Origin of the sequence: Deinococcus depolymerans (genome assembly GCF_039522025.1) — a bacterium.
GTDB lineage: Bacteria > Deinococcota > Deinococci > Deinococcales > Deinococcaceae > Deinococcus > Deinococcus depolymerans.
In genome coordinates, this window is record NZ_BAAADB010000029.1 from 193,363 (window position 1) to 219,329 (window position 25,967).

Consider the following 25,967-nt stretch of genomic DNA (forward strand, 5'->3'; position numbering starts at 1 on the left):
AACGTCTCTGCCCGCAGACAGCGGGAAGGTGGGACGGTCCGCTGCCCGAAGGAGCAAACCATGCAGCACGCAATCAAAGCGAACCGTGGCGCCATCCTGCGCGCCGTCGAGCAGCCCCACATCAAGACCGACGCCCCCGAATTCCGCCCCGGCGACACCGTCCGCGTGGAAACGAAGGTCGTGGAAGGCACCCGCACCCGCAACCAGGCCTTCGAGGGCGTCGTCATCGCCATCAACGGCACGGGCAGCCGCAAGAGCTTCACCGTCCGCAAGATCTCCTTCGGTGAAGGCGTCGAGCGCGTGTTCCCCTTCAGCAGCCCCCTGCTGGCCAAGATCAGCGTGCTGGAGCGCGGCAAGGTCCGCCGCGCCAAGCTGTACTACCTGCGCGACCTGCGCGGCAAGGCAGCCCGCATCAAGAACGACCGCAGCCGCGTGATGAAGGACGCCGCCCGCGCCCAGGCCGAGAAGGCCGCCAAGGCCGCCGCGCCCGCCGAAACCGCCGCTCCCGAAACCCAGGGCGAGTAAACCTACACGGGCTCAGGCCCACCGGTTTCACCGCGCCGCCCCCAGTCACGGGGGCGGCGCATTTTTTGGTGGTGCCTTGTTGCCTGTGGCCCGGCCCGCCCCCTGCGCTACCGTACCCGCGTGACCACCACGCACGCGCCTCCGGCTGCCCTGCTGGCCCTGGACCTCGACGGAACCCTGATCGGCCCGGACGGGCAGCCCCCACCCGGCCTGCTGGACGAACTGCGGGCGTGGCAGCTGGGCGGCGCGCACGTCGCGGTCATCACGGCGCGCGGGCGCCTTCCGCCTCTGTTGCGGGACTGGCCGCTGCACAGCGCTTCCCGCTGCTACGGCGCGTGGTTGCGTTGCGAGGGCCGTGTGCTGTGGGAGCGCACCCTGCCGACAACGGCCGTCCACGCGGCCCTGGGCGCCCTCACGCCCACCGAGCGCGGCGGCCGTTGTAAGACCCTGATCGTCACGCCCGACCCGCGCGGCATCCTGCGGCACACCGACCCCGACTTCGAGGACCGCTGGCCGCACGCCCCCGCGCCCCTGAAAGTCGTGCACGGCCAGCCGGACGCCGACCGCCTGGACGATCTCCAGGCGCAGTGGGCGGCCATTCCGGGCGCGCAGGTCATCCGCGAACGCCACGACCGGCTGGTCCTGGTCGCCGCGGGCGCCGGCAAGGGCGAGGCGCTGCGGGACCTCGCCACGCACCTCGGCGTGCCGGCCGCGCGCACCTGGGCGGCCGGGGACGGCCCCGCCGACGCCGCCATGCTCCCGCACGCCCGGACCTTCCTGCGGGTGGGCACGCACCCGGCCCTGCACGCCGCGCACCTGACCGCGCCCGGCCCGGCGGATGTGCCCCGCGTCCTCGCGCGCTGCCGGGCGGACGCGCTAGGCTGCCGCGCGTGACCGTGACCCTGCCCGCCGACCTGCCCGTGACCCTGCCGCTCCTGATGGCCTTCGACCTGGACGGCACCCTGATTCCCGACGCGGGCCGCGAGGTGCAGCCCGACGCGGCGCAGGCGCTGGCGCGGCTGCGGGCGCTGGGCGTGAAGATCGCCATCATCACCGGTCGGGACCTGCCGCCCCCACCGGTGCGGCAGGCCGCGCAGCCCGACGCGGTCGCCACGAACAACGGGGGGCGGGTCATGATCGGCGGCGACCTGCACACCGAGTCGCGCTTCAGTGACGAGGACCTGGAAGCGGCGCTGGCCCACGGCCTGCACGGAGCGCGGGTGGTGCTGTTCACCGCCGACGCGCTGTACGTGGACCTGCCGGACGGCGTGAACCCCGAACCGTGGATGGTGCAGCGCGGTTACCGTCCCCTGCACGAGGCGCCACGCGGCGGGATCCTGAAGGTCGGGTACTACCACCCGCAGGTCGCGGCGTTCGCCGGGCAGCTGCGGGATTCCCACCCGCACCTTGTCCTGACGGGCGCGCAGGATCCGTACCCGCACTTCCTGACCGTCACGCCGCAGGGAGCGCACAAGGGCGCGGCCCTGACCCTGATCGCTCAGGCGCTGGGCGTTCCGCAGGACCGCACCGTCGCCTTCGGAGACAGCGACAACGACGAGGCCATGCTGGAAGTCGCCGGGTACGCCGTGCAGGTCGGGTCGCTGCCGCTCCTGACGCCCCACGCGGACGTCCGCGTATCCGAGCAGGCGGAGCTGGGCGCGTTCCTGCACGCCTGGGCGGACCGGCTGGCCACGGCCCGCTGAGCGGCGCCGCTGGACCACCGCAAGGCGCCCGGCCGGGAGATGCTGCCGGCCGGGACGGACTGGAATGGCGCGGCAGGGAACCGGGTCCGCAGGACGCATGGTGCCTGATACGGATTCCGTTTGTTTCGCCAACAATCCGGAACTTCACCGGATTGTCGGCTCCACGTCCGGAACCCGTTTTTCTTCCACTCGCTTCGCTCGGATTGAACGGTGTTTGCCTTCCCCTCAATCCCAGTCCGACGCCCGGTTCCGGGAACGGCTCGGGTTACTTGCCGGTCAGCGCGAACGAGTTGAGGATCTCGCGGCCAGCCTCGATCAGGTCGGCCGGTGCGCCGTTCGGGGTCATCAGCGTGACGGTGTACAGGCGGTTGTTCCTGAGGGTGAACACCTGTGACCAGCGGACCCCGCCGCCCTCGCCGTCCCCGGTGTACGTCCAGAGGATGGCGGGCGTGCCGCTCACCCGGATGGTCTTCTCGCCCAGCATCTTCAGTTTCGGCACGTCCTTGACGAGCTGCCCGGCGAACAGGTCCCGGAAGTCCGCCAGGGTCGCCTTGATGGACGGTTCGACGTCCTGCGTGCGGACGGTCACGGTGGGCCGCAGCGCCCCGACCGTCCGGTACGCGAAGGCCACGTCGGTGTCCGGCACGTTCTTCAGGGGAGTCCAGCCGGCCGGCACGCGGATGCTGAAGCCGCGGTCGCTGCGGGCCGTGATGGCCTCGATGGTCCTCTGCTGCCCGCTGGCGGGGTTCGTGCCGGTCGTGCCGGTGGCGGGGGCGGTCTGTGCGAGGGCCGCGCCGGTCAGGGCGGGCGCGGCGAGCAGTGCGAGGGTCAGGAGGGCGCGCTTCATGCGGCTCAGGGTAGTGCCTGAAGGTGAGCCGAATCTGACGCGCTTCCCGGCGTGCGCGGCCCGCAGAACGCCACGCGGCCTGCCGACAGGTGCAGGTGGTGGGTCAGGCCATCCGGCGCGTCGGAGGCGCGGTGAGCGACGACCAGCAGGTGCGTGCCGCCGCGCACGAGGTCCGGCAGCAGGCCCAGGAACGCGGCGCGCGCCCCGCTGTCCAGAAAGTCGAGGCCCTCGTCGAGCAGCAGCAGACGCGGGCGGTGCGCGACCGAGCGGGCCAGCAGCAGCCGCCGCAGCTGCCCCTGCGAGAGCGTGTCGGCCGGCCGGTCCAGCAGGTCCGTGACGTTCAGGACGGCCGCCAGCCGGGCGACCTCGGCGTGCTGCGCGGCGTCCAGGGCGGGCGCGAAACCTTCCGTGCCGGCCCAGGCGCTGCCGATCACGTCCCGGCCCGTCCACTCGCGCCGCTGCCGGATGCCCAGTTCCGCGCTGACCAGCCCTGCGGCGCGCCGACGGTCGCTCAGCAGGTCGCGCGTCAGGAAGGGCCGCGTCACCTGCCCGCCCAGCGCGGGGTGCAGCTCCCCGGCGATCAGGCGGGCCAGGGTACTCTTGCCGCTGCCGTTCTCGCCGGTCACCAGCCAGTGCTGCCCGGCCCGCCACGACCATGAGAGGGGCCCCAGGGCGCGGTGCCCGTTGCGGTACACCTCGGCGCCGTCCACACGCACCAGCTCGCGCGGCAGTCCGGCCGTGGGCGGAACGGGCAGGGCCGGCCAGTCCGGCGCGTGAAGGCAGGTGGGGGGCGCCGCCTCGATCCGCCCGCCCTGCACGCCCAGCGTCCGCCACGGCAGGTCCGGCACCTCCTCCGGCCGGTGCGTGGCCAGCACGACCGATACGCCCGAGGCGTGCACGGCGGCCATCACGGCCCCCAGTTCCGCGCGCGCCTCGCCGCTCAGGCCGTCCGTGAACTCGTCGAGCAGCAGCAGTTCCGGCGCGGGCATCAGCGCCGCGCCCAGCACTGCCCGCCGCCGCTGCCCGTGACTGAGGGTCCGCACGTCCCGTTCCAGCAGAGGCCCCAGCCCGGTCAGGGCCGCCACGTCGGCCACGCGCCGTTCCTCGGTGGGGGTCGCCTCCCACAGGTTCAGGCGTTCGCCCCGCGCCGCGCCCAGCAGCAGGTCCCGCACCGTCACCGCCCAGTCGCGGGTCAGGTAGAACGCCTCGGCGTCCGGACCCACCACCGCCAGGGACCGCCGCGCCCGCACCGCCGACCGCTGCTCCTGCCCGCCCAGCCGGTACACCCGCTCGCCGCGCAGCGGGGCGACCTCGCCCGACAGCAGCCGCAGCAGCGACGTCTTGCCGCCCCCGTTCGGGCCGCGCAGCAGCAGCGCCTCGCCCCGGCCGACCTCCAGCGTCACGTTCTCCAGCAGGGTGCGGCCCCCGGCCACCACCGTCACGTCCTTCAGGGTCACCAGCGCCGTCATGCCCGCGAGTCTAGCGGGCGCGTGCCGGGGGCATGACCCGCACCCCGCACCTGATCAAGCACGGCTGTCCCCGCATTGACCCGCAGGTGCCCGCGCACGACTGGTGCAGGGCGCCCTGACCCGCTTCGCGAACGCCGTCACAGCCGTCATGGCGGCCCCCCGCAGCCGTGCGTGGCGGTCGTGGCGCACGGCACGGTCATCAGCCTCCTGGCCCCGCCCACCGGACCGCACGCGACCCGTGGACGGTCTGGCGGGCGCTGCCGCTGCTGGGCCACGTGACCCTGCCCTGGCCCGCGCCGGGCCGCGGGGGAACTTCCCGCCCGGCCGGCGCGTACCTGCAGACAACAGGAGGCACCACCATGGGATTCACCATTTTCGTCAGCGTGCTGCTGCTGCTGGTCATCGTCACCCTGCTCGCCGGGGTCAAGAGCGTTCCGCAGGGTTACCAGTGGACCCAGGAGCGCTTCGGCAAGTTTCAGGGCACCCTGAAACCCGGCCTGAACCTCATCATTCCGTACATCGACCGGATCGGCCGCCGGGTGAACATGATGGAACAGGTCATGGACGTACCCAGTCAGGAGATCATCACCCGCGACAACGCCCTCGTCACCGTGGACGGCGTCGTGTTCTACCAGGTACTCGACGCCGCCAAGGCCAGCTACGAGGTCGGGAACCTCGAACAGGCCAGCCTGAACCTCACCATGACCAACATCCGCACCGTGATGGGCAGCATGGACCTCGACGAACTCCTCAGCAACCGCGACCAGATCAACGCCCGCCTGCTCAGCGTCGTGGACGAGGCGACCGCCCCCTGGGGCGTGAAAGTGACCCGCATCGAGGTCAAGGACATCAAGCCGCCCGCCGATCTGGTCGCCAGCATGGCCCGCCAGATGAAGGCCGAACGCGAGAAACGCGCCAACATCCTCGACGCCGAGGGATTCCGGCAGGCCGCCATCCTGAAGGCCGAGGGTGAGAAACAGGCCGAGATCCTGAACGCCGAGGGCCGCCGGCAGGCCGCCTTCCTGGAAGCCGAGGCCCGCGAACGGCAGGCGCAGGCCGAGGCCGAAGCGACCCGCATGGTCAGCGAGGCCATCGCCGCCGGGAACGTGCAGGCCATCAACTACTTCGTCGCGCAGCGCTACGTGGACGCCCTGAAGGACATCGCCACGGCCCCCAACCAGAAGACCCTGATCCTGCCCGTCGAGGCGGTCAGTGTCCTGGGCAGCCTGCAGGGCATCGCCGAAGTGGCCCGCGAAGCCTTCGGACGCAGGGACTAGGCACGTGGACTGGCTGCCCACCCTGGAACGCGTGCAGCCCTGGCACTGGTGGGTGCTGGGCGCCCTGCTGCTGATCCTGGAGGTCGCCGCGCCCGGCATCTTCTTCGTGTGGCTGGCCCTGGCGTCCTTCACGCTGGGGCTGGTGGTGTTCGTGCTGCCGCTCCCGGTGACCGCGCAACTGCTGCTGTTCGCGCTGCTCAGCGCCGTGAGCGTCCTGCTGGGCCGCCGCTACCTGAGCCGCCTGCTGCCGGACACCCCGGAAGCGGCCGGCCTGAATCAGGGCAGCAGCCGGCTGGTCGGGCAGACCCTGACCGTCACGCAGGCCATCGAGAACGGCGTGGGCCGGGTGCGCGTCGGGGACGGCGAGTGGCGAGCCACCGGGCCAGACACGCCCGCCGGGGCCCGCGTGCTGGTCGTCGCGGCCGACGGCGCGACCCTGCACGTCCGCGAAGTTCACGGCACCTGGACCTGACCCCGGTCATTCGCACTGCGGCTGAAGGGTGGGCACAAACCGTTCAAGCCCGGCAGATTCGAGCAAGGAGCAGAGCGGATTCCGGGCGTGGCGTCGGCCCCCCGGTGCATGGGCGGGGTGTGAACGAAACGGACGGCCGTCCGGATCAGGCGGCGCGCCGCACCGGGTACAGCCAGGGCCGCAGCAACCGTGACAGCAGCGGCAACACCGGCCAGTTCAGGAACAGCGTGGACAGCGTCGCGGTCGCCAGCGTGGCCGCCCAGCCCGGCCACTCTCCCGTCAGGGGCCGCAGGAGCGTGGCGAACAGCATGATCAGCGGGTAGACCCCCACCACGCCCACGATCACGTTCTTCCACAGGGGCGGGGCGGGCAGCCGCGCCGGCCGGTCGAACCACGCCTCCAGCCCCTGCGCCTCGCGGTACTCGACCTCTGAGGCCGTGAAGCGGTCCAGTTCCGTCAGCGCTTCCCGGTAGGCGGGCGTGGCCCGCCACGCCTCCAGCGACGCCGGATCACGAAACCGCACCAGCGTCACGTACTCGGCGACCGGCCCGCTCAGGTCCCGCAGGACATGCAGCCCCACGAATCCCGGTTGCCTGCCCTGCGCGGCATGCAGCCGGCGGGCCCAGGCCTCGTAGGCCTCCAGTTGCGAGTGCCGGACCCGCTCGGTGACGATCAGGGTGATGCCCGTCCCGGCCGGCGGCGCGGCGGTGAGAGACGGGTCGTGAGTGGCGGGGTCAAGGTGAGCAGACATCAGCCCCGCAGTCTACCCGATACGGACCCCGCTCGAACGGGCGGCGTCGCAGGGCAGGAGCGCGGCCCTCCCCCGGGCACCTCACGCCAGACTGATACGGATTCCGTTTGTTTCGCCAACAATCCGGAAGTTCACCGGATTGCCGGCTCCACGTCCGGAACCCGTGTTGCTCCCACTCGCTTCGCTCGGATTGAACGGGCTTTGCAGCCCATTCAATCGGAGTCCGTATGATACGGATTCCGTTTGTTCTGCCGACCATCCGGAACTTCACCGGATGGCCAGTTCCACCTCCGGAACCCGCTTCTCTCCTTCTCTGCGGAGCAGCTCTCCGGGTCGCATCCGCTCGGATTGAACGGCTTTGTCAGCCATTCAATCGGAGTCCGTATGAAACTCCCCCGCCCGTTTCCGGACAGGGGAGCAGTGGCGGAACTCCGCGGATCAGCGCTTGCTGAACTGGGGAGCGCGGCGGGCCTTCTTGAGGCCGTACTTCTTGCGCTCGACTTCGCGGGGGTCGCGGGTCAGCAGGCCCTTGGGCTTCAGCTGGGTGCGGAAGTCGGGGTTGACCTTCAGCAGCGCGCGGGCGATGCCCAGCTTGATGGCGTCGGCCTGGCCGGTGGGGCCGCCACCGACGACGGTGATCACGGCGTCGTAACGGCCGGCGGTGCCGGTTTCACGGAACGCCTGAAGGGCGTGCACGGCGCGCAGCAGACCACGGAAGTAGGTCTGGAACTCCTTGCCGTTCACGATGATCTTGCCTTCGCCAGGGCGGAGGAACACGCGGGCCACGGCGCTCTTGCGGCGGCCGGTACCGTAGAACTGTTCAGGTTGCTGAATCGCCATGATTATTTGACCTCGAGCGTCTGGGGTTTCTGGGCGGCGTGGGGGTGCGTCTCGCCGGCGTACACCTTCAGGCGGGGGTGCATGGCGCGGCCCTGACGGCCCTTGGGCAGCATGCCGAACACGGCGTGCTCGATGACGCGCTCGGGGTGCTTCTTCAGCGCCTCGCGGGCGGTTTCGGTCTTCAGGCCACCCTGGTAGCCGCTGTAGCGGGTGTAGACCTTACCGTCGAGCTTGTTGCCGGTCAGGGCGACCTTCTCGGCGTTCAGCACGACCACGAAGTCGCCCTGAATCATGTTCGGCGTGAAGTCGGGGCGGTGCTTGCCACGGATGCGGCTCGCGATCAGCGTCGCCAGGCGGCCCAGGGGCACGTTCGTTGCGTCCACAACGACCCAGTTCTGCTCGTCATTTTTGGGGATGTAGGTTTTCACCGTGAAACTCCATGAAGATGGGATTTGGCTGCGACACACCCCGCTCCGACGGGGAGACGAAAACGTGTGTGTCCGGGTGCCTCCCGGTCGCCTCGGCCCTACCAAGCACGAGACACTAAAGGTCAAGGTATCAGATTTGAGGGCCTGGGAGCAAGCGGTGAAGCTGGATTCTACGTCCACCGTTGGATGGGAAGCTGCTCAAGTCGCCAGTTCGAGTACTCCTCAGGCGGGTTCCCGGTATCGCAGACATGTTCAGGAAGGAACGGAACCTCCACGCCGGTCTGCAGGTAGTCACCGGCCGCCGTCGTCTGTGGAGTGGAGTCCAGGACGCCTACGTACACGTCCCCCTCCTGCCGCGAGACGATGACCCACATGCGCTCTGTTCCGAGCATCGGCCTTCCGTCCTCCTGAAACCGGATGTCGAACAGGAGTTTCGCGGCCTGCCCCCGCCGGAGGCTGGACCGGACCTGAAGGGTCGGAATCCAGAAGGTATCGGGATTCGCCGCGTGACGTTCCTCGGCAGACAGGAGCTCAAAGCCGTCCCGTTCGTGGTCGGGCCATCTCATACGGACTCCGATTGAATGGGCTGTAAAGACCATTCAATCCGAGCGGATGCGACTCGTAGAGCTGCTCCGCAGAGTAGGAGAGAAGCGGGTTCCGGACGTGGAGCCGGCAATCCGGTGAAGTTCCGGATTGTTGGCGAAACAAACGGAATCCGTATCATCCCTGGCTTTCCACCAGGGCTTCCATGCCCAGGCGGTAACCCAGGAAGCCCAGGCCGCTGATCTTGCCGCGGCACACGGCGGCCGTGACGCTCTTATGCCGGAATTCCTCGCGGGCGTCCACGTTGCTGATGTGCACCTCGATGACCGGCAGGGGCTGCCCGGCGATCGCGTCGCGCAGGGCGTAACTGTAGTGGGTGAGCGCGCCGGGGTTGATGACCACGCCGCTGAAGCCCTGTTCCTGCGCCTCGTGAATCCATTCGATCAGCTGCCCCTCGTAGTTGCTCTGGCGGCAGGTGACGGACGTGCCGAGTTCCGCCCCCCAGGCCTCGCACTGCCGTTCGAGGTCCTCGAGGGTCTGGGAGCCGTACACGCCGGGTTCACGCAGGCCGAGGCGGTTCAGGTTGGGGCCGTTCAGCACGAGCAGCATGGCCCCAGCCTAGCGTCCCGGCCGCTCAGGTGAGCGCGGGGTTGTGCAGCGGGCCGCTCAGCTCAAGTTCTGCGAGGTCCGCCTGCCAGCCCGTGAATTCGGTTCTCAGGACATGGTCGGGCACGCGGGTCAGGTACGGGTCGGCCAGGGCGCGCAGCAGCACGAAACGCACGCCGTCCGCGTCGGCTTTCTTGTCGCGCGCCATGAACGGGGCCACGTCCTCGTGGCTCAGGGCGGGCAGGGGAGAGGGCCGCTGCCAGCGCAGGAACGCCCGCGTGTGCGCGGTCAGGTCCTCGCCGCCCAGCGCCCGGGAGAGCCGCGCGGCGTAGTGCAGGCCGTAGCCGACCGCGTCGCCGTGCGAGACGCCGTGGTGCGTGACGGCCTCCAGCGCGTGCGCCAGCGTGTGCCCGAAGTTCAGGTAGGCCCGCTCGCCCCGCTCGGTCAGGTCGCGGGTCACCACGCCGGCCTTCACGGCGATCGCGTCGGCCAGGGTGTCTTCCAGCAGCGCGCCGCCGGGCCGGAATTCGGGGTCCAGCACGCGCGCCAGCAGGCTGGGATCGCTGATCAGGCCGTGCTTGAACGCCTCGGCGGCGCCCTCGCGGAACACCGCTTCCGGTAGGGTCGCCAGCGTGCCGGTGTCGCACCAGACGGCGCGTGGCGGCCAGAACGCGCCCACCAGATTCTTGCCTTCCGGGAGGTTCACGCCGGTCTTGCCGCCCACGGCGGCGTCCACCATGCCCAGCAGCGTGGTCGGCAGGGTGTAGAACGCCACGCCCCGCAGGTAACTCGCGGCTGCGAAGCCCGCCAGGTCGGTGGCCGCGCCGCCGCCCAGGCCCACGACCGCCCCGTCACGGGGGATGTTCGCCGCCGCCAGCCGCGACAGCACGCCGCTCAGGACGTCCAGGGTCTTGCAGTCGTCACGGGCCGGCACCTCGACCGTCACGGTGGGGTTCAGCGCCGCCTGCACCTGCGCCACGAACGCGCGCGGCAGGTCTGCCGGGTGAATCAGCGCCACGTGCCGCTCGGGGACGCGCAGGTCCGCCAGCAGGTCCGCGCCGACCGTGACGGTGTACGCACCGGACTCTCCGACGCGGCCGACCTCAATCCGCCGCACGGTGATCCCCCCCGGCCGTTCCCTCGGGCGCGGATGCCGCCCAGGCGTGCTGCGCGTCCGCCCAGGCCCACAGCCGCTCGATGATCTCCTCGACGATCTCCTCGCTGGGGCGCCCGTCGCTATGCACGTGAATGGTGCCCTGCCGGTACACCGGCTCGCGTTCGTCCATCATCGAGCGGATGGTCGAGAGGGGATCTTCCACCCGCAGCAGCGGCCGGTCGCTGTGCTTGGTACGCTGGTACACCGTTTCCGGCGTGGCCCACAGGACCACGACCGGGCCGCGTTCCAGCAGCTGGCGGCGGTTGTCCTCCTGAATGAAGGTCCCGCCGCCCAGACTGATCACCGCGTGTTCCAGACGAGTGACGCGGTGCACGACCTCGTGCTCGCAGGCGCGGAAGTACCCCTCGCCCTCCTGCGCGAACACCTCCGGGATGGTCTTGCCGACCACCCGCGTGATCAGCTTGTCGGTATCCACGAAATGCAGCGCCAGTGCCCGCGACAGCTCCCACCCGATGCGGCTCTTGCCGGTCCCCATGAAACCGGCCAGCGCCACCCACGACACGGGGCGCTCGATGAGGCCGGAACTGAACATGGGGGACAGTGTAAGGGAATCCCCGGCGGGCGGCGTGACGGATGCACCCTCTGGGAGTCCCGCCGCCCGCCGCACCTCTGCCGGAACCTCCAGCAGGTGCGCGTTCAGACCAGCCTCCAGTCCCGCCCGGAACGCCGCCACGGTCCCCGCTCCTGCCGGCGCCGCGTCATTCAGCACGCGCCCGGCCCCTCAGTACGCCTGGGCGTAGGCGCGGGCGGCCGCCACGCGCTCCTGCAACTCGGGCAGGGTGTCGCCGCCGAACTTCTCCAGCATCGCCTCGGCCAGCACCCACCCGACCGCGCACTGCAGCACCACGCCCGCCGCCGGAACGGCCGTCGTGTCGCTGCGCTCACGGGCCGCGTCGGACGGCTCGTGCGACACCACGTTCACGGTCGGCAGCGGCTTCATCAGCGTGGCGATGGGTTTCATGGCGACCCGCACGATCAGCTCCTCGCCGTTCGTCATGCCGGCCTCCAGGCCGCCCGCGCCGTTCGTGTCGCGCGCGTACGTCCCCTCGCGGTAGTACACCGCGTCATGCACGCCACTGCCGGGGCGGCCCGCGTTCTCGAAGGCCCGGCCGATCTCCACGCCCTTCATGGCCTGCACGCTCAGGCACGCCTGCGCGATCCGCCCGTCCAGCTTGCGGTCGTAATGCACGAACGACCCCAGCCCCACCGGCAGGCCCCGGAACCGCACCTCCAGGATGCCGCCCAGCGTGTCGCCGTCCTTCTTGGCCTGATCGATCCGTTCACGCATCTGCTCGGCGGCGTCCGCGTCCGGGGTGCGCAGGTCGCTGTCCTCGATGGCGTCCAGCGCGTCCCAGCTGAACGGCACCCGCGTCTCGATCCCCGCGAGGCTCGACACGTAGTTCGCGCCCTGCACGCCCAGCTCGCCCAGCAGTTTCAGGGCCACGCTGCCCACCGCCACGCGCGCCGCCGTTTCACGCGCACTGGCGCGCTCCAGCACGTCCCGCAGGTCCCGGTGCCGGTACTTGATGCCGCCCGTCAGGTCCGCGTGACCGGGCCGCGCGTCCGTCAGGGCCTTCTTGCGCGGCTCGCCGCCCGGCTCGGGCGACATGATCTCCGTCCAGTTCCGGTGATCCCTGTTCGCGATGGTCAGCGTGACCGGCGCGCCCGTCGTGCGGCCCGCCCGCACGCCACTCAGGATCTCGGCCTCGTCCGTCTCGATCACCATGCGCCGGCCCCGGCCGTACCCGCCCTGCCGCCTGCGCAGCCACGGGTCGATGTCCCCCTTGCCCAGATTCAACTGCGCAGGCAGCCCCTCGATGATGGCCGTCAATTGCGGCCCGTGCGACTCCCCGGCGGTCAAGTACCTCATACCCCCGGACTGTAGCGCCCCCCCAGGCGCCGCGCGGCAGGCATGACCAAACAAACACGCCCCCCGCACCGCACCGCGGCCAGGGGGCGCAGTGAAGGAGAGCAGGTTACTTGACGACGTTCCCCGTGATGACCACCAGCAGCTGGGTCTTCTCCTTCTTGGCGCTCTGCGTGCCGAACAGGCCGCCGATCACCGGGATGCTCGACAGGAACGGCACGCCGTCCTTCTGGGTGGACTCGGTGTCCTTGAGCAGGCCGCTGAGCAGCAGCGTCTCACCGCTGCGGAAGGTCAGGGTCGTCTGCGCCTCGCTGTTCGTGAACTGCAGCAGGTTCGGCACGGTCGACGCCGTGATGGTCGTCGAGAGGTTGTTGATCTGCCCGCGCACCCGCATGGTGATCGTGCCGTCCGGCGCGACCTGCGGATCGAAGAAGTCCAGGTTCACGCCGTAATCGATCTGCTTCTGGATGGGGGCCACGTTCGCCGCGGTGGAGGGGATGTTCAGTTCCAGTCGCCCGCCGCTCTTGATGGTCGCCGCCGCGGACCCCGAGGCGTTCTGCGTGCTCGTGCCGCTGCCCAGCGAACGCTGACCGCTCTGCATGGTGATCGCGCCGTCATACACACTCTTGCTCAGGCCCTGGCCTTCGAGCGTCTTGAGGGTCGCGCCCAGGTTGAAGCCCACCAGACTGCGCGTCGGATCGAAGGCCGCCCCCAGCCCGCCGCTGCCCGCGCTGACCGTGAAGCCCCCGAAGCCGGCCTTCCAGTCCATGCCCAGGCTACGGCTGGCGGTCTCCGTGACCTCCTGAATGCGGACCTGCACGTTGATCTGCGGCACCCGCTGATCCAGGTTGGGGATCAGGTCCGCGACCTGCGCGACCTGATCGGCGGTGCCGCGCACGATCAGGGTGTTCGTGCGTTTGTCCGCGATGATCGACACGGTACTGGCCTTCGTGTCGGTCGCGGCCGACGCGGCGCCCGACGCGGCGTTCAGCGGCGCGTTCGCCAGCGCCCCCGTCGTGTACGGCTGCCCGGTCGTCGGGTCGATCAGCGTGGCGTTCGGCACGGTGGCACTGGTGGTCAGTTCACGCGCCAGCGTGCCTTCCAGCGTCGCCTTGACCTCCTCGGCGCTGGCGTTCACCAGCTGGAACACCCGCTGCGTGATCTGCGCGCCCGCCACGACCGGCGCCACGCGGTCCACCTGACCCAGCAGGGCCACGGCGGCGTCCAGCTGGTTCTGCGGTCCCGTGATCACCAGCTGCCCGGTCTGACCGACCGGCGTGACCTTCAGGCCCGGGTACTGCGCGGCCAGCAGCGCCACGATGTCCGCCTGCGCGCCCTTCACGGCGTACACGCGCTGCACGGTCTGCGTCTCGGTGGTGGTCGCGCCCGTCCCGGCCCCCGGGGTGCTGTCGAGCTGCCCCAGCAGGCGCGTGACCTCGGCCACCTCGCGGTTGGTGCCGCGGATGATCACGCTGTTGCTGCGCACGTCCGGAATGATCCGCAGGGTCGCGGAATCCAGTTTCACGTCCGCCAAGGTGCGCAGCACGCCGGTCGTGTTGCCCTGCGCGTCCTTCTGCGGCGTCTCGCTGTACGTGGGCGTCCCGAAGAACAGCTTCACCTGCTGCGACGCCTGCGTGGCGTCCGCGTTCTTGAGGGTCACGGTCCGCTGGATGGGCGTGTTGCTGACCCGCAGGACCGGCTCGCCGCTCAGGCGCACCACGTCGTAGCTCAGGCCGTACACGTCCATCAGCAGCGGCCAGACCTCGTTGAAGGGTTTGTTCTGGAAGGAGTACACGACCGGGCGGGCCGTGCCCGTGGCGGCCGTGTCGGTCGCCGGGGCCCCTGTCGCCGGGGCGGTGCCGGCCGCGGCCGGCAGGGCGTCCACGTTCGTGTCCAGGATCAGGCCGTACCCGGCCGACTTGGCCAGCGCGGCCAGCAGGCTCGACAGCGGCCCGCCGTAACGGCCGATCTCGATGGTCACGTTCGCGCCGGACAGCGCGGCGTCGGCCGCGGCGCCCGTCTGGACGACCGGGGTGGTGGGGGCGGAGGTCTGCGCGGCGGCCATGCCCAGCGCGGCGGTCAGCAGGAGGAATGCGAAGCGTTTAGTCATGGCTCACCTTTTATCCAGTTCGAGGGTCTTCGAGTTGTTGCCCAGGCTCAGTGTGGCGCTGGTCGCCGTGACTTCCTTGACGGTCACCCTGGTGTCAGGAATGGTCTGACCGACCGACACGACCACGTACCCGTTGCGGCTGCGGAAGATGGCGGTGTTCACCGGGCCGAGCACGACCGCGTTGAACGCCAGGTCCTGCGCCTGCACGAAGGAATCGAGGTCGTTGAGGGCCGCGGCGTTCCCGAGGCCCAGGTCCGTGATGACCTGCGGCGTGCCGGGCGTGGGGGCCGCCGTGACGGGGGTGCCGGCCGCGCCCGTCGCGCTGCCGTTCGTGGTGCCGTTCGTGGTGCCGCGGGCGGTCAGGGCCGGGATGCTGGTCACGCCGGGCACGCTGACACCGGCAACCGGCGGTTTCACCGGTGCGGGCGCCGGCGGGGTCAGGACGACCGGGCCGCCGGGAATCGGCGTCACGACCACGGGTGAGGCGACCGGGCCAGTGCTGCCGTCCGCACCCGGGATGACAGGTACCGGCACGGCGCCGCCCGCGCCGCTGTCCGAGCCGGTCGCGCCGGGCAGCGGGCTGATGCCCAGCGGACCGCCGGTGCTGCCGAGCGGGTCCACGGCCGGGGTGGGCACGCTGGCGGTCGTATCCGGAACCGCCGGACTGGTCGTGTCCGGCGTGCCGGGGATCGGGGCGGGCGTCTGGCCGGCCGGGGCGCTGCCGTTGTTCTTGACCTGCAGCGGCCGGAAGGGGTTGTTGCCGGGAACGGCCGCCAGGGTCGCCTCGGGGTTGATGCCGGCCGGCGTGGGCGGCACGTCGCCGGCAGTGCCGGCCGGGTCCACCGGGAGGCCATCGGTGGGGAAGGGCGGGATGACCTCCACTTCCACCTGCGCGTCCGGCTGCACTGCCACGCCGGGCACCGTGCCGGTGGCCGGGTCGGGCTCGCTGGGGGTCACCGGGATGGTGTCGTCGCCGGGACCACCGGTCACGACGGGCGGCTGCGGCTGACTGGCCAGATCGTCCGCGCTGGGCTTGGTCAGCAGGTAGTACACGCCGATCGCGGCGACCAGCAGCAGCAGCCCCAGCAGCACCTTCATTTCTCGGGAGAGTTTCACGGGCGCGCGCGTCACTGGGTGCCTCCTGCGGGCGCCGGAGCGGCGGGCGCGGCCGGCGCGGCGTCCGGCGCGCCGGGCGTGCCGGTGGCCGCCTGGCTGGGGTCGAAGGTGTAGACGGTCAGGGCCAGCGTGCCCTGCAGTTCAGGGTCGAGACTGGTGGCCTCCGGCAACTGCAGGCTCAGGTTGTTGACGGTCGTGAAGCGGCTCATGGTCTCCACGGAACGCAGCATCTGGAACAGCTGCGCGAAGCGGCCGCTGACGCTGAGGTTCAGCCCGATGGGCCGCACGCCGGCCGGGAGGCCCACGGCGTTGCCGCTCTGCACGTTGAAGCTCTCCATGCTGGCCCCGGCGGCGCTGGAGGTCAGGCGCAGCTCGTCCAGTACCCCGCCGAAGTTGGCGGTCTGCGGCAGCGCGGCCAGGAACTCGTCCTGCTGCACCTTGAGTTTCGCGACCTCCTCGCGCAGCGCCGGGACCTTGCGGGCATTGTCACGCAGGAGCGTCACGCGGGCGTTCACGGTCTCCAGTTCGCCCTTCAGGTTGCTGATCTCGGCCTGTCGCGGCTGGAAGCGCATGGTGTACCACAGCGCCAGGATCACGAGGCACAGCCCCAGCGCCGCCAGGAACAGGTTGCGGGGAGAGAGTTTAGTTAACACTGGGGCCTCCCTCCGCGTTGCCGGCCGGGGCGGCGGGCGCGGTGGCCGGGGCGTTCGGATCGGCGGGCGTGGTGGCCGCCGCGACGGGCTTCACGAGGCCCACGCTGGCGTTGAAGGTGTACTGACCGGTCTCGCCGTCGGCCTGCATGGAACGGAAGTTCACGCCGAAGTCCGGGTTGTTCTCGAAGGTCCGCAGGAACCCCACCACGGCCTGCTGACTGGCAGCCGAGCCGGTCAGGTCGATCTCGCGCGTGACGTTCTTGCCGCTGTACACGCCACCCTGCTGCAGCGCGGTCAGGGCGGCCGCGTCGAGCGCCTTGATGGTCATGCTCTGCACGGCCACGCCGCTGCCCGCCGGCAGCTGCGCCGTGAACGCCGCGAGGTCGTTCGTCCAGTAGGTCTTGCTGTCCCGCAGCTGCGTGGCGATGGAGGTGATCTGCTCCAGTTCGGTCTTCTCGCGCGTGAGTTCCCCGTACTCGCGGTTGACGGGCGTCAGGGCCGTGACCTCGCCGTTCAGGCTGTCGATCTGCTTGCGCAGGTCCCCGGCGCGCGTGGCGGTCACGACTTCCGGGATCAGGATGGCGGCGACCGTGACCGGGATCAGGGCGTACGTGGCAAAGCGCCAGGCGCTGGGTTCCGACTGCTTGCGGTACTGCTGCGGCAGCAGGTTGATCTCAACCACGGGTCGTCACCCCCCGCAGCGCGAGGCCCAGCGGCACCGTGAACTCGGGCGCGTTCGCCTGCAGGTAGCCGGTGTCCACGTTCGCCTGATCGGTCTGCACGGTCAGCCAGGGGCTGGCGACCTCCACCCGGAAGCCCAGCGCGTCGCTGATCGCGGCGGCCAGGCCGCGCAGTTTCGCGCCGCCGCCCGCCAGGAAGGTCCGGTCGATGACCACGTCGCCGCTCTGCACGCGGTAGAACTCCAGGCTGCGGCGGATCTCGGTGATCAGGTCCCCCAGGACCGGGCGGATCACCTCGAACACGCGCGCCGGGCTGTACTGTTCGCGGGCCATGTCGAAGTTCAGCAGGTCCTCCTCGTCCTCGGTGGGCGTGGTGGCGGTCGCGTACCCGAGTTTGACGTCCTCGGCGGCACTGAAGTCCAGATCGAAGGCCTTCTGCAGCGCGGTCGTGAAATCGTCGGCGGACACGTTGATGTTGCGGGCCATCAGCACCCGGTCGCCGCGCACGAGGTTGATCACGGAGCTGCTCGCGCCGATCTCCATGACGAGCGCCACCTCGCCGGCCTCGGTGTAGTTCGTGCCGGTCAGGGTGCTCTTGGTCAGGTGCTCGCCCAGCAGGTTGCCGCGCAGGGCGCGCAGCGACGCGAAACTCTTGAGGTCCACGATGGTGGGTTCCAGGCCGGCCAGCCTCAGCACCTCGACCTGCCGCGCGATGGCCTCGGTGGGTGCCGCGGCGATCACGACCTCCATCTGCCCGTCCTCGGGAATGGTGCTCAGGTCGTCGAGCAGGTCGAAGTCCAGGCTGACATCGTCGATGGGGTAGGGGATGTAGCGCTCGGCCTCCCACTTGATGGCCTCCTGCAGTTCCTTGCGGTCCATGCGCGGCACCATGATGTTGCGCGTGACCGCCACCTGGTTCGGCACGGCGGTCACGGCGTACTTGGTGGTGATGCGGTGTTCGGCCAGCAGGTTCTTCAGTTCGGTGGCGACCGCCTGCGGTTCCACGACCAGCCCGTCGCGCATGCTGCCGATGGGCGTGGGCACCATCACGGCGTGCTGGAGGGAAGGCGGTGAGCCGGGGCGCAGGGCCACGACCTTGATGGCACTCGTGCCGATTTCCACGCCGAGGGCATTCGGCCGTGGGTTTAAGAGGCGGTTCAGGAAACTCGACATTCTCCCTCCAGGATCACGCGGATTTTAGCATTCACTCATCTGGCGCCGTGCGGGAACCAGAGGGAGTTGGGGTGAGATGACGGATGCGAGAAGGCTGAACGGGACATGCCGCCCCATGCAACCACCCACACGCTTACGGAACTCTGACACCCGGAGGCTCCATGAAAAGATGCGCCTGGCGCACAATTCTTCCCTGCCGCGACCGGGAAGGATACCCCGGCGGAACACGGCACGGACCCGGCGCCACCCACCCCGAGCATGAAGACGCTCGCGTCGGGGTGAGCGCAGTACACCACAAACGCCGCGCCTTCATCTTGCTCACGCGGTCAGCACCCCGCGCGCCCTCCCCGCACGCCGCCCGGCCCGGGCACCGGAGCACGCGCTCCCCTCAGCGCACGCCGCGCAGGTCCATCCCGAAGACCCGCACCGTACCGGCGGCGTCCACCGTCACGAGCTGCGGACCCACCCGCCCCACCCGGCCCGGCCCGTGCGGCGTGGACGCCACCACCCGCCCGGTCGCGTCCAGGCGTTCGAGGTGCCCGCCGGTCAGGCGGTAGGTGCCCTCCGGCGTGACCAGCTGCGGCTGCGCGCTGCCCACCACCCCGTCCGGCGTGAGGCTCAGGAACGCCGCGCCGCGCGCCAGTACCGCGCCGTCCGCGACGCGGCGCACCTCGCCCCCGTCCAGCAGGACGAAATCCGCGTCCCGGCCCGTCACGGCGGCCGACGGGCGGCCGGGTACGCCCCGCGCCGGTTCCCCCGCGAACGTGACCGCGCTGCCGTCCTCGCGGAACACCCGCCCCGCGCTCAGGGCCGCCACGCGCCCCACGCTCAGGGTGCGGGCCGCGCCGTCCAGCGTGACGATCACCCCCAGGCCCGGCACGCCGGCCCAGGCGTCCGTGCCGTTCCAGGCGACGTCCACCGCCGGCGGCAGCGACGGGCAGCTGGCGCGGAAACCCGGCGCGCGCGCCACGCAGGCCCGCCCGGACGACACCCACGCCACCCCCTGGTCACTGAAGGCCGCGCGCAACGCCGCTTCGGGCGGCAGGGCGCTCAGGGTGGTCGGGGCGCACCCGGCCAGCGGCAGGGTCAGCCACCACGCGAGCCGGCGCAGGCGCCGGCAGAAACGGCCGGAGGAGGCAGGGAGCATGGCCGCATTGTGCCGCGCGACCCGGAACGCACCATGAGGGCCGGGCAGGCCGCCCGCGCCCGGCACGCTCAGGTCCCGTCGCGGGCGCGCAGCAGCGCCTGCACGACCACGTCCAGCCCCACGCCCTCCCGGGCGCGTCTCTCGGGGGTCCAGCTGATGCCGCGGCTGGCCTTGACCAGGATCACGTCCCCGTCTTGCACCTCGGCCAGCAGGGCGGTCACGAGGTCCGGCACGGTCGCGCAGGCCCGGTCGCCCAGCTCGGCCGCGAAGGCCCCCACCCCGAAGGTCAGGTCCGCCCGTTCCCGCGCGTACGCGCCCACCCCGGCATGCAGGTCCCGTTCGGTCGGCCCGAGTTCCAGCATGCGGCCCAGCACACTGATCCGCCGGCCCGGCCAGCTGCCCAGGGCGTCCAGCGCCGCCCGCACCGCCACCGGCGAGGCGTTGTAGGCGTCGTCGATCACCGTGAACCGCCCCGGATGCACCCGGTACCGGCCGCCGGGCACACTGACCGCCGCCAGCCGCGCCGCGGCCCCGGGCAGCGCCACGCCCGCCTCCTGCGCCAGCGTCAGCGCCAGCACCGCCGCCTCGGCCTGCACCCGCGCCGCCAGCGGCAACGTGACCGGCACACCCGCAAAGCGGAACGACGCGCCCTGCGCCGTCACGGTCAGGTCCTCGCCCGCGTGCGTGACATTCCCGAAGCCGTAACTGTCCACCCCCGGGTAGAAGTCGGACGCCTGCGCACCCACCAGCCCCCGCACCGCGCGGCCGTCCACGCCGCGCAGGATCACGCCCTTCTCCCGCACGATGCCCTCGATGCTGCCCAGCTGCTCCAGGTGCGCCGGGCCGATGCTGGTGATCACGCCCACATCCGGGCGCACCAGGTCCACCAGTTCGGCCATCTCGCCGGGGCGGTCGATGCCCATCTCGACCACCAGTGGCCGCCCGGAAGCGCCGAACTCGATCAGGAAGCAGGCGATGGCGGGCATGGTGTTGAACACCGGCATGAAGTGCGCGTCCAGCGCGGCCGCCACGTAACTCTTCGCGGTGGTCTTCCCGGCGCTGCCCGTCACGCCCACCACCAGCGGACTGCGCGCCCGCTCGGCCCGCGCCCAGGCCAGCAGCGCGCCATGCGCGTCCGGCACCCGCACGGCGCGCGGCACGTCCAGGTCCGTCAGCACGAACGGCGCCCCCGCGTCCAGCGCGGCCTGCACGAACCGGTTGCCGTGCGTGGACTCGCCCGGCAGCGCCACGAACGCCACGTCCGGGGAGGCCTCCCGGGAATCCCAGGTCAGACGCCGCGCCGGGCGGGCCTCCGGGTGGACGGTGGCGTCGAAGGGCAGTGCGGCGCGGGGATCAGGCATGACGCACCAGCATAGCGGCCCGCGCCGCAGACGCCATGAGCCGCGGCCGGCCGGTGCCGCCGTCCAGGACCTCCGGCCAGTGCGGCCGGGTTGCGCGGGCGGTCAGTTGCGGTTCCCGCCGAACTTTCCAAAAGCTGACGTTTCTGTGCATACAATGTGCCTTGCATGAACAAATCCACCGCTGTGCTTCTGCTGACCTCGGCCCTCGGCCTGACCGCCTGCACCACCACCACCGCCCCCCAGCCGGCCGACGTGACCATCCTCGGCCTGAACGACTTCCACGGGAACCTCGCGCCCACCTCGTTCACCAGGGCCGACAAGACCGCCATCAGCGCCGGCGGCATCGAGGCCATCGCCGCCGAAGTCAACGACGCCCGCAAGGCCAACCCCAACACCATCCTGGTGGGCGGCGGCGACCTGATCGGCGCGAGCCCCATCAGCAGCGGCCTGCTGCGCGACGAACCCGCCGTGTACGCCCTGAACGGCATGGGCATGAAGGTCAGCGCCCTGGGCAACCACGAGTTCGACCAGGGGCTGGACGAACTGTTCCGCATGCAGAACGGCGGCTGCGCCAGCAACGACGCGGCCAAGGCCTGCAAGTTCGACCCGAACTACAAGGGCGCGACCTTCAAATGGATCGGCGCGAACGTCGAGTACAACGCCGCCTCCGGCAAGACCGGCACGCCCTTCGCGCCGTACATCATCCAGGACATCAACGGCATCCGCATCGCCTTCGTGGGCGCCGTCACCAAGACCACGCCCGGCATCGTGTCCCCCGACGGCGTCAAGGCCCTGACCTTCACCGACGAGGCCGCCGCCGTCAACAAGTACATCCCGGAAATCAAGGCGCAGCGCCCCGACGCGATCATCATGCTGATCCACGAGGGCGGCGAACTGGCGACCGGCAGCACCGACAACTACAGCACCGTCGGCTGCAAGACCCTGAAGACCGACAGCCCCATCGTGGACATCGCCAAGCGCGTCGACCCGGCCGTCAGCGCCATCATCAGCGGCCACAGCCACCAGGGCTACAACTGCCTCGTGCCCGACCCGACCGGCAAGGACCGCATCGTCATCCAGGGCGACTTCTACGGCCACCTGCTGCAGCGCCTCGACCTGACCGTCGACAAGGCCAACCACCAGGTCATGAGCGTCAAGGCCGCCAACCTCGTCGTGGACTACACCGCCCGCGAGAAGGCCGGCACCCTCGACTTCGGCATGACCCAGATCCGCACCACCGCCGAGGCGAAGGTCGCGGCCATCAGCAACGTCGAGATCGCCAAGCTGGGCGACCCGCAGATCCAGCGCGGCGTGAGCAACGCCCGCAACACCGAGTCCCCGCTGGGCGACGTGATCGCCGACGCCCTGCTGGCCGCCACCAAGAACCAGGGCGCGCAGATCGGCCTGATGAACCCCGGCGGCATCCGCGCCGACCTGCCCGACACCACCCGCATCAAGCCCGGCAACGCCGTGAACTTCGGGGACGTGTTCGCCGTGCACCCCTTCGGCAACACCACCACCGTCCTGAGCCTCACCGGCCAGCAGATCAAGGAACTGCTGGAACAGCAGTGGAGCGGCGCGAACGCCACCGCCGTGAAACTCCTGCAGGTCTCCGAGGGCTTCAACTACAAGTACACCCTGAGCAACCCCGACGGGCAGCGCGTGAACATCGCCGACATCACCCTGAACGGCACGCCCATCAGCGCCACCGCCACCTACCGCGTCGCCACCAACAACTTCCTGGCGGCCGGCGGCGACAACTTCACGGTCTTCAAGGCCGCCACGAACGTCGTGCAGCTCCCCGGCCTGAGCGACACCGACGTCCTCAGCCAGTACCTCAAGGCCAACGGCCCCACCCTGAAGAACGTGGTCAAGGGCCGCATCACCAAGCTCTGAGCTGACTCCGATTGAACGGTTTGCAAAGACCGTTCAATCCGAGCAGGGCCAGCAGGCGCCAGGAGGATTCCGGGCGTGGAGTTGGCAACCCGGTGTGGCTGCGGGTTGTTAACGAAACAGACGGCAATCCGTGTGAGCTGACTCCCGGCCTGACCGACCACCGCCCGCCCTTCCACCGTGGAGGGCGGGCGCTGCCGTACCCTGAACGGCATGACCTATCACCTCGGCACCGGTGCCATTCACACGGTCTGGGATCAGGCCCTGCCCCCTGCCCTGACCATCGACAGCGGCGACACCGTCACGCTGGACACCCTGGACGCCTCGGACGGCGGCGTGGCCCGGCGGGTCGCGGGCGGGGACCTGAACGCCCCGGACAACCTGCGCGCCCTGATCGTCGCGGACGCCCACCCGGAACGCCCGGGCCCGCGCGGGCATCCGCTGACCGGCCCCGTTCACGTGCGCGGCGCGCAACCCGGCGACGCCCTGCGCATCGAGATCCTGGACGTGCAGACCGCCAGCTGGGGCTGGACCGGCTGCCGGCCCGACGGCATCGGCCTGCTCGACGCCGCGCTGGCCGCCGAGGGCCTGCGAGCCTACACGCACTTCTGGGACCTGCGCGCCCGCACGCACACCGACTTCCTGCCCGGCATCCGCCTGCCCCTCGCGCCGTTCCCCGGCGTGATCGGCGTCGCGCCCGCCGCGCCCGGCCCGCACCCCACCGCGCCGCCCCGCCCCGTGGGCGGCAACATGGACATCCGGCAACTCGTGACCGGCAGCACCCTCTGGCTGCCGGTCGAGGTGCCCGGCGCGCTTCTGTCGGCCGGGGACCTGCACGGCGCGCAGGGCGACGGGGAACTCTCGGGCACCGGCATCGAGACCGCCGGACAACTGACCCTGCGCGTCCACGTCGAGCCGCAGGCCGGGATCACCACCCCCGAATTCACCACCCCCACCAGCGGCGGCACCAGCCGGCAGTGGCACGCCACGACCGGCCACCACCCGGACCTGATGACCGCCGCCCGCACCGCCCTGCGCGTCCTGCTGCGCCGCCTGCAGACGCGCGGCCTGACCCTGGAGCAGGCGTACGTGCTGGCCAGCGCCTGCGTGGACCTGAAAATCAGCCAGATCGTGGACGCGCCCAACTACACGGTGAGCGCGTTCCTGCCGCTGGACATCTTCACGGAGGCCCAGGCCGGTTGAAGGACGGGAGGATCATGCCTCCAGGGCGGCGCGCAGGACCACCGGGTCCACGCATCGCCCGGCCTGCACGACCAGTCGGACGCCGCGCGTGGCGCGGATGTCGGCCGTGGGGTCAGCGCCGACTGCTTCATCGACGCCCGGCACCTGCCCCCGCACGCCGACCCCGAGGAGGCTCTCGACTCCCTGTTCCGCCACGCTACGCACCGCGAATTCAGCTGTGCCCTGAGTGATACGGACTCGGATTGAATGGTCTTTGCAGCCCATTCAATCGGAGTCTGTATGACTTCGCGCCCGGCTGGGGCCTGCGCCTGTACGCCACCCCGCACCCGCCCGGATTCGAGGTCATGAACGGCCCCCGCAGCGCCCGCCCGGTCAGCACCCTGCTGCGCATCGGACTGGCCCCACTGACCGACGAGGAATTCACGGGACGGCGCCGCTGACAGTCCATGACCGCGGGCGGGAGCAGGCGGCCCGGACACTCGAAAGTTTCCGGGCCTGCTCTGCGGTGCGGGTGGCGCTGTTTACTCCAGCGTCACGAGGTAGTCGTACAGGTCGGGGCCGCCGGCGTGCGCCTCGACTTCGACCATCGGGAAGGCGGCGCTGATCTTCGCGCTCAGGGCGTCGAGGTCCTCCTGGGTTTTCTGCGGGCCGCTGAAGACCGTGACGATCTCCTGTCCGCTGAAGTGGCGGTTGAGCATCTCCATGACGCTCTCTTCGGGCGTGCCGCCGCTCTGCACCAGTTCGTCGTCCATCAGGCCGATCACGTCGCCCTCGGCGATGTCCAGGGTGCGGCCGTCCTTCACGGTGATGTTGGTGGTGCGGCTGGCGCGCGTGACCTCGAAGGTCGTGACGGCGCGCGCGGCGTCGGTCATGCCGTCCACGAGGTCGGCAGCCGGGACGTCCGCGCTGAAGTTCAGGGCGGCCCCGATGCCCTGCCCGAGCGTGCGGGTGGGAATCACGACGGCGCGGCCTTCCATCAGTTCCATGGCCTTCTCGGCGGCCATCAGGACGTTCTTGTTGTTCGGGAGGATGATGACCTGCTCGGCGCTGACGCTCCGCACGGCGTCCACGATGTCCTGCACGCTGGGGTTGGCGGTCTGCCCGCCGGACACGATGCGCGCCCCGAACGACCGGAACAGTTTCACGAGGCCGTACCCGTTCGCCACGGCGACCAGGCCGCTGGGCGGGATTTCCTCCTCGGCGCGGGCGGACGCGCCGGCCATGCCGAGGATCTCGGTGTGCTGCTCGCTCATGTCCTCGACCTTGGTTTTGAGCATCTTGCCGTGACGGCCGACCGTGGCGAGCAGTTCGTCGGGCTGGTTGGTGTGAATGTGGCCCTTGACGTACCCTTCGGCACCCACGACCAGCAGGCTGTCCCCGAACGGGCTGACCAGTTCACGGATTTCCTCGATGGGCGCGGTGGCGTGGCTCATCAGGAACTCGGTGCAGAAGCCGAATTCCTCGTTCTCGAACTGCTCCTGCGCGTAACTGGTGATCTCGGGCGCGGGGGGCAGCGCCTCGCCGCGCAGCGCGGCCAGCATGCCCTGCACGAGGTACAGGTATCCCTGGCCGCCGCTGTCGATCACGCCCGCCTGCTTCAGCGCGGGCAGCATGTCGGGCGTCTGATCCAGCAGTTCCTGCCCGCGGAACAGCGCCTGTTCCAGGACGCCCTCGGCGGTGTCGGTCTCGCGGGGCAGCGCGGCGCCCTCGGCCACGCCGCGCGCGACGGTCAGGATGGTGCCCTCGACGGGTTTCATGACCGCGCCGTACCCGGTCTTCTGCGCGGCCTGGAACGCGCGCGTCAGGGTGGCGGTATCGACTTCCCGCGTGTCCTTGATGGTGTCCGCGAAGCCCTTGAGGAGCTGCGAGAGGATCACGCCGCTGTTGCCGCGCGCGCCGAGCAGGGCGCCGTAACTGATGGCGCGCGCCACGCCCGGCATGGAGTTCTCGTCGCAGGTGTCGAGTTCGCGCCGGACGGACTGCATGGTCAGGTGCATGTTCGTGCCGGTGTCGCCGTCCGGGACGGGGTAGACGTTCAGGGCGTTCACCTGCTCGCGGTACACGCCGAGCCAGTCGGTGGCGTAACGCAGCATGTGCGCCAGGGTGGCGGGGGCCAGGGTCGCGTG

The 25,967-nt window shown here is 70.7% G+C and carries 26 protein-coding genes; 7 read left to right on the forward strand and 19 right to left on the reverse strand.

The window, feature by feature from the left end; all coding sequences use genetic code 11:
- Window positions 1-60: 60 nt before the first annotated feature.
- The 3 genes from rplS to ABDZ66_RS13495 all read left to right on the forward strand — a co-directional run bounded on the left by rplS (window position 61) and on the right by ABDZ66_RS13495 (window position 2,228).
- Entirely contained in the window at window positions 61-525 is a 465-nt protein-coding gene (gene rplS, locus ABDZ66_RS13485; protein ID WP_343759867.1) for a 50S ribosomal protein L19, read from the forward strand.
- A 120-nt stretch (window positions 526-645) separates the two neighbouring features.
- Window positions 646-1,419: an HAD family hydrolase gene (locus ABDZ66_RS13490; protein WP_343759869.1), complete on the forward strand. Its 774-nt coding sequence runs from the start codon at window positions 646-648 to the stop codon at window positions 1,417-1,419.
- Window positions 1,416-2,228: an HAD-IIB family hydrolase gene (locus ABDZ66_RS13495; protein ID WP_343759871.1), complete on the forward strand. Its 813-nt coding sequence runs from the start codon at window positions 1,416-1,418 to the stop codon at window positions 2,226-2,228. Before ABDZ66_RS13490 ends, ABDZ66_RS13495 begins: the two co-directional genes overlap by 4 nt.
- Window positions 2,229-2,493: 265 nt before the next feature.
- Here the strand turns inward: ABDZ66_RS13495 and ABDZ66_RS13500 are convergent, their stop codons facing one another.
- Complete coding sequence (locus ABDZ66_RS13500; protein WP_343759874.1) at window positions 2,494-3,075, reverse strand: PsbP-related protein; 582 nt, start codon at window positions 3,073-3,075, stop codon at window positions 2,494-2,496.
- 5 nt (window positions 3,076-3,080) lie between these two features.
- A complete protein-coding gene (locus ABDZ66_RS13505; protein ID WP_343759875.1) occupies window positions 3,081-4,544 on the reverse strand; it encodes an ATP-binding cassette domain-containing protein in 1,464 nt (487 codons plus the stop codon).
- 359 nt (window positions 4,545-4,903) lie between these two features.
- Between ABDZ66_RS13505 and ABDZ66_RS13510 the strand changes: the two genes are divergently transcribed.
- A complete protein-coding gene (locus ABDZ66_RS13510; protein ID WP_343759877.1) occupies window positions 4,904-5,821 on the forward strand; it encodes an SPFH domain-containing protein in 918 nt (305 codons plus the stop codon).
- Window positions 5,822-5,825: 4 nt separating this feature from the next.
- On the forward strand, window positions 5,826-6,293 hold the full coding sequence (locus ABDZ66_RS13515; protein WP_343759879.1) for an NfeD family protein: 468 nt from the start codon (window positions 5,826-5,828) through the stop codon (window positions 6,291-6,293).
- A gap of 145 nt (window positions 6,294-6,438) precedes the next feature.
- Here the strand turns inward: ABDZ66_RS13515 and ABDZ66_RS13520 are convergent, their stop codons facing one another.
- The 15 genes from ABDZ66_RS13520 to murF form a co-directional block, all read right to left on the reverse strand.
- On the reverse strand, window positions 6,439-7,044 hold the full coding sequence (locus tag ABDZ66_RS13520) for an antibiotic biosynthesis monooxygenase (RefSeq protein WP_343759882.1): 606 nt from the start codon (window positions 7,042-7,044) through the stop codon (window positions 6,439-6,441).
- Between the two features lie 438 nt (window positions 7,045-7,482).
- Window positions 7,483-7,884, reverse strand: coding sequence for a 30S ribosomal protein S9 (rpsI, locus tag ABDZ66_RS13525; RefSeq protein WP_343759884.1), 402 nt, complete (start codon window positions 7,882-7,884; stop codon window positions 7,483-7,485).
- Between the two features lie 2 nt (window positions 7,885-7,886).
- Window positions 7,887-8,312 carry a 50S ribosomal protein L13 gene (rplM, locus tag ABDZ66_RS13530; protein ID WP_055362765.1) on the reverse strand — a complete coding sequence of 142 codons (426 nt, stop codon included), beginning with the start codon at window positions 8,310-8,312 and terminating at the stop codon, window positions 7,887-7,889.
- 170 nt (window positions 8,313-8,482) lie between these two features.
- Complete coding sequence (locus ABDZ66_RS13535; protein ID WP_343759889.1) at window positions 8,483-8,878, reverse strand: hypothetical protein; 396 nt, start codon at window positions 8,876-8,878, stop codon at window positions 8,483-8,485.
- A 154-nt stretch (window positions 8,879-9,032) separates the two neighbouring features.
- A complete protein-coding gene (gene aroQ, locus ABDZ66_RS13540; RefSeq protein WP_343759891.1) occupies window positions 9,033-9,464 on the reverse strand; it encodes a type II 3-dehydroquinate dehydratase in 432 nt (143 codons plus the stop codon).
- Window positions 9,465-9,489: 25 nt separating this feature from the next.
- The gene (gene aroB, locus ABDZ66_RS13545; RefSeq protein WP_343759894.1) at window positions 9,490-10,578 is read right to left on the reverse strand and encodes a 3-dehydroquinate synthase; all 1,089 of its coding nucleotides are present in this window, start codon (window positions 10,576-10,578) and stop codon (window positions 9,490-9,492) included.
- Window positions 10,565-11,263: a shikimate kinase gene (locus tag ABDZ66_RS13550; protein WP_425544438.1), complete on the reverse strand. Its 699-nt coding sequence runs from the start codon at window positions 11,261-11,263 to the stop codon at window positions 10,565-10,567. Before ABDZ66_RS13550 ends, aroB begins: the two co-directional genes overlap by 14 nt.
- Window positions 11,264-11,359: 96 nt before the next feature.
- Window positions 11,360-12,508: a chorismate synthase gene (gene aroC / locus ABDZ66_RS13555; RefSeq protein ID WP_343759902.1), complete on the reverse strand. Its 1,149-nt coding sequence runs from the start codon at window positions 12,506-12,508 to the stop codon at window positions 11,360-11,362.
- 106 nt (window positions 12,509-12,614) lie between these two features.
- Window positions 12,615-14,615, reverse strand: coding sequence for a secretin N-terminal domain-containing protein (locus ABDZ66_RS13560; RefSeq protein ID WP_343759904.1), 2,001 nt, complete (start codon window positions 14,613-14,615; stop codon window positions 12,615-12,617).
- Between the two features lie 3 nt (window positions 14,616-14,618).
- Complete coding sequence (locus ABDZ66_RS13565; RefSeq protein ID WP_343759906.1) at window positions 14,619-15,746, reverse strand: hypothetical protein; 1,128 nt, start codon at window positions 15,744-15,746, stop codon at window positions 14,619-14,621.
- A complete protein-coding gene (locus tag ABDZ66_RS13570; RefSeq protein WP_343759908.1) occupies window positions 15,743-16,384 on the reverse strand; it encodes a type IV pilus inner membrane component PilO in 642 nt (213 codons plus the stop codon). Before ABDZ66_RS13570 ends, ABDZ66_RS13565 begins: the two co-directional genes overlap by 4 nt.
- Window positions 16,374-17,066, reverse strand: coding sequence for a fimbrial assembly protein (locus ABDZ66_RS13575; protein WP_343759910.1), 693 nt, complete (start codon window positions 17,064-17,066; stop codon window positions 16,374-16,376). The genes ABDZ66_RS13570 and ABDZ66_RS13575 overlap by 11 nt, the downstream gene beginning before the upstream one ends.
- Entirely contained in the window at window positions 17,059-18,237 is a 1,179-nt protein-coding gene (gene pilM / locus ABDZ66_RS13580) for a type IV pilus assembly protein PilM (protein ID WP_343759912.1), read from the reverse strand. Before pilM ends, ABDZ66_RS13575 begins: the two co-directional genes overlap by 8 nt.
- Before the next feature lie 388 nt (window positions 18,238-18,625).
- Window positions 18,626-19,384, reverse strand: a complete 759-nt coding sequence (locus ABDZ66_RS13585) for a hypothetical protein (RefSeq protein ID WP_343759914.1) — start codon at window positions 19,382-19,384, stop codon at window positions 18,626-18,628.
- 68 nt (window positions 19,385-19,452) lie between these two features.
- Window positions 19,453-20,745 carry a UDP-N-acetylmuramoyl-tripeptide--D-alanyl-D-alanine ligase gene (gene murF / locus ABDZ66_RS13590; RefSeq protein WP_343759916.1) on the reverse strand — a complete coding sequence of 431 codons (1,293 nt, stop codon included), beginning with the start codon at window positions 20,743-20,745 and terminating at the stop codon, window positions 19,453-19,455.
- A gap of 165 nt (window positions 20,746-20,910) precedes the next feature.
- Between murF and ABDZ66_RS13595 the strand changes: the two genes are divergently transcribed.
- The gene (locus tag ABDZ66_RS13595; protein WP_343759918.1) at window positions 20,911-22,641 is read left to right on the forward strand and encodes a bifunctional metallophosphatase/5'-nucleotidase; all 1,731 of its coding nucleotides are present in this window, start codon (window positions 20,911-20,913) and stop codon (window positions 22,639-22,641) included.
- 210 nt (window positions 22,642-22,851) lie between these two features.
- Window positions 22,852-23,841 (forward strand): acetamidase/formamidase family protein, encoded by a 990-nt coding sequence (locus ABDZ66_RS13600; protein ID WP_343759921.1) that lies wholly within the window; start codon window positions 22,852-22,854, stop codon window positions 23,839-23,841.
- A gap of 12 nt (window positions 23,842-23,853) precedes the next feature.
- Here ABDZ66_RS13600 and ABDZ66_RS13605 read toward each other — a convergent pair whose 3' ends face one another.
- Together ABDZ66_RS13605 and ABDZ66_RS13610 are read right to left on the reverse strand one after the other, a co-directional pair.
- Complete coding sequence (locus tag ABDZ66_RS13605) at window positions 23,854-24,036, reverse strand: hypothetical protein (protein ID WP_343759923.1); 183 nt, start codon at window positions 24,034-24,036, stop codon at window positions 23,854-23,856.
- A gap of 326 nt (window positions 24,037-24,362) precedes the next feature.
- On the reverse strand, window positions 24,363-25,934 hold the full coding sequence (locus ABDZ66_RS13610) for a DAK2 domain-containing protein (RefSeq protein WP_343760324.1): 1,572 nt from the start codon (window positions 25,932-25,934) through the stop codon (window positions 24,363-24,365).
- Between the last annotated feature and the right edge of the window lie 33 nt (window positions 25,935-25,967).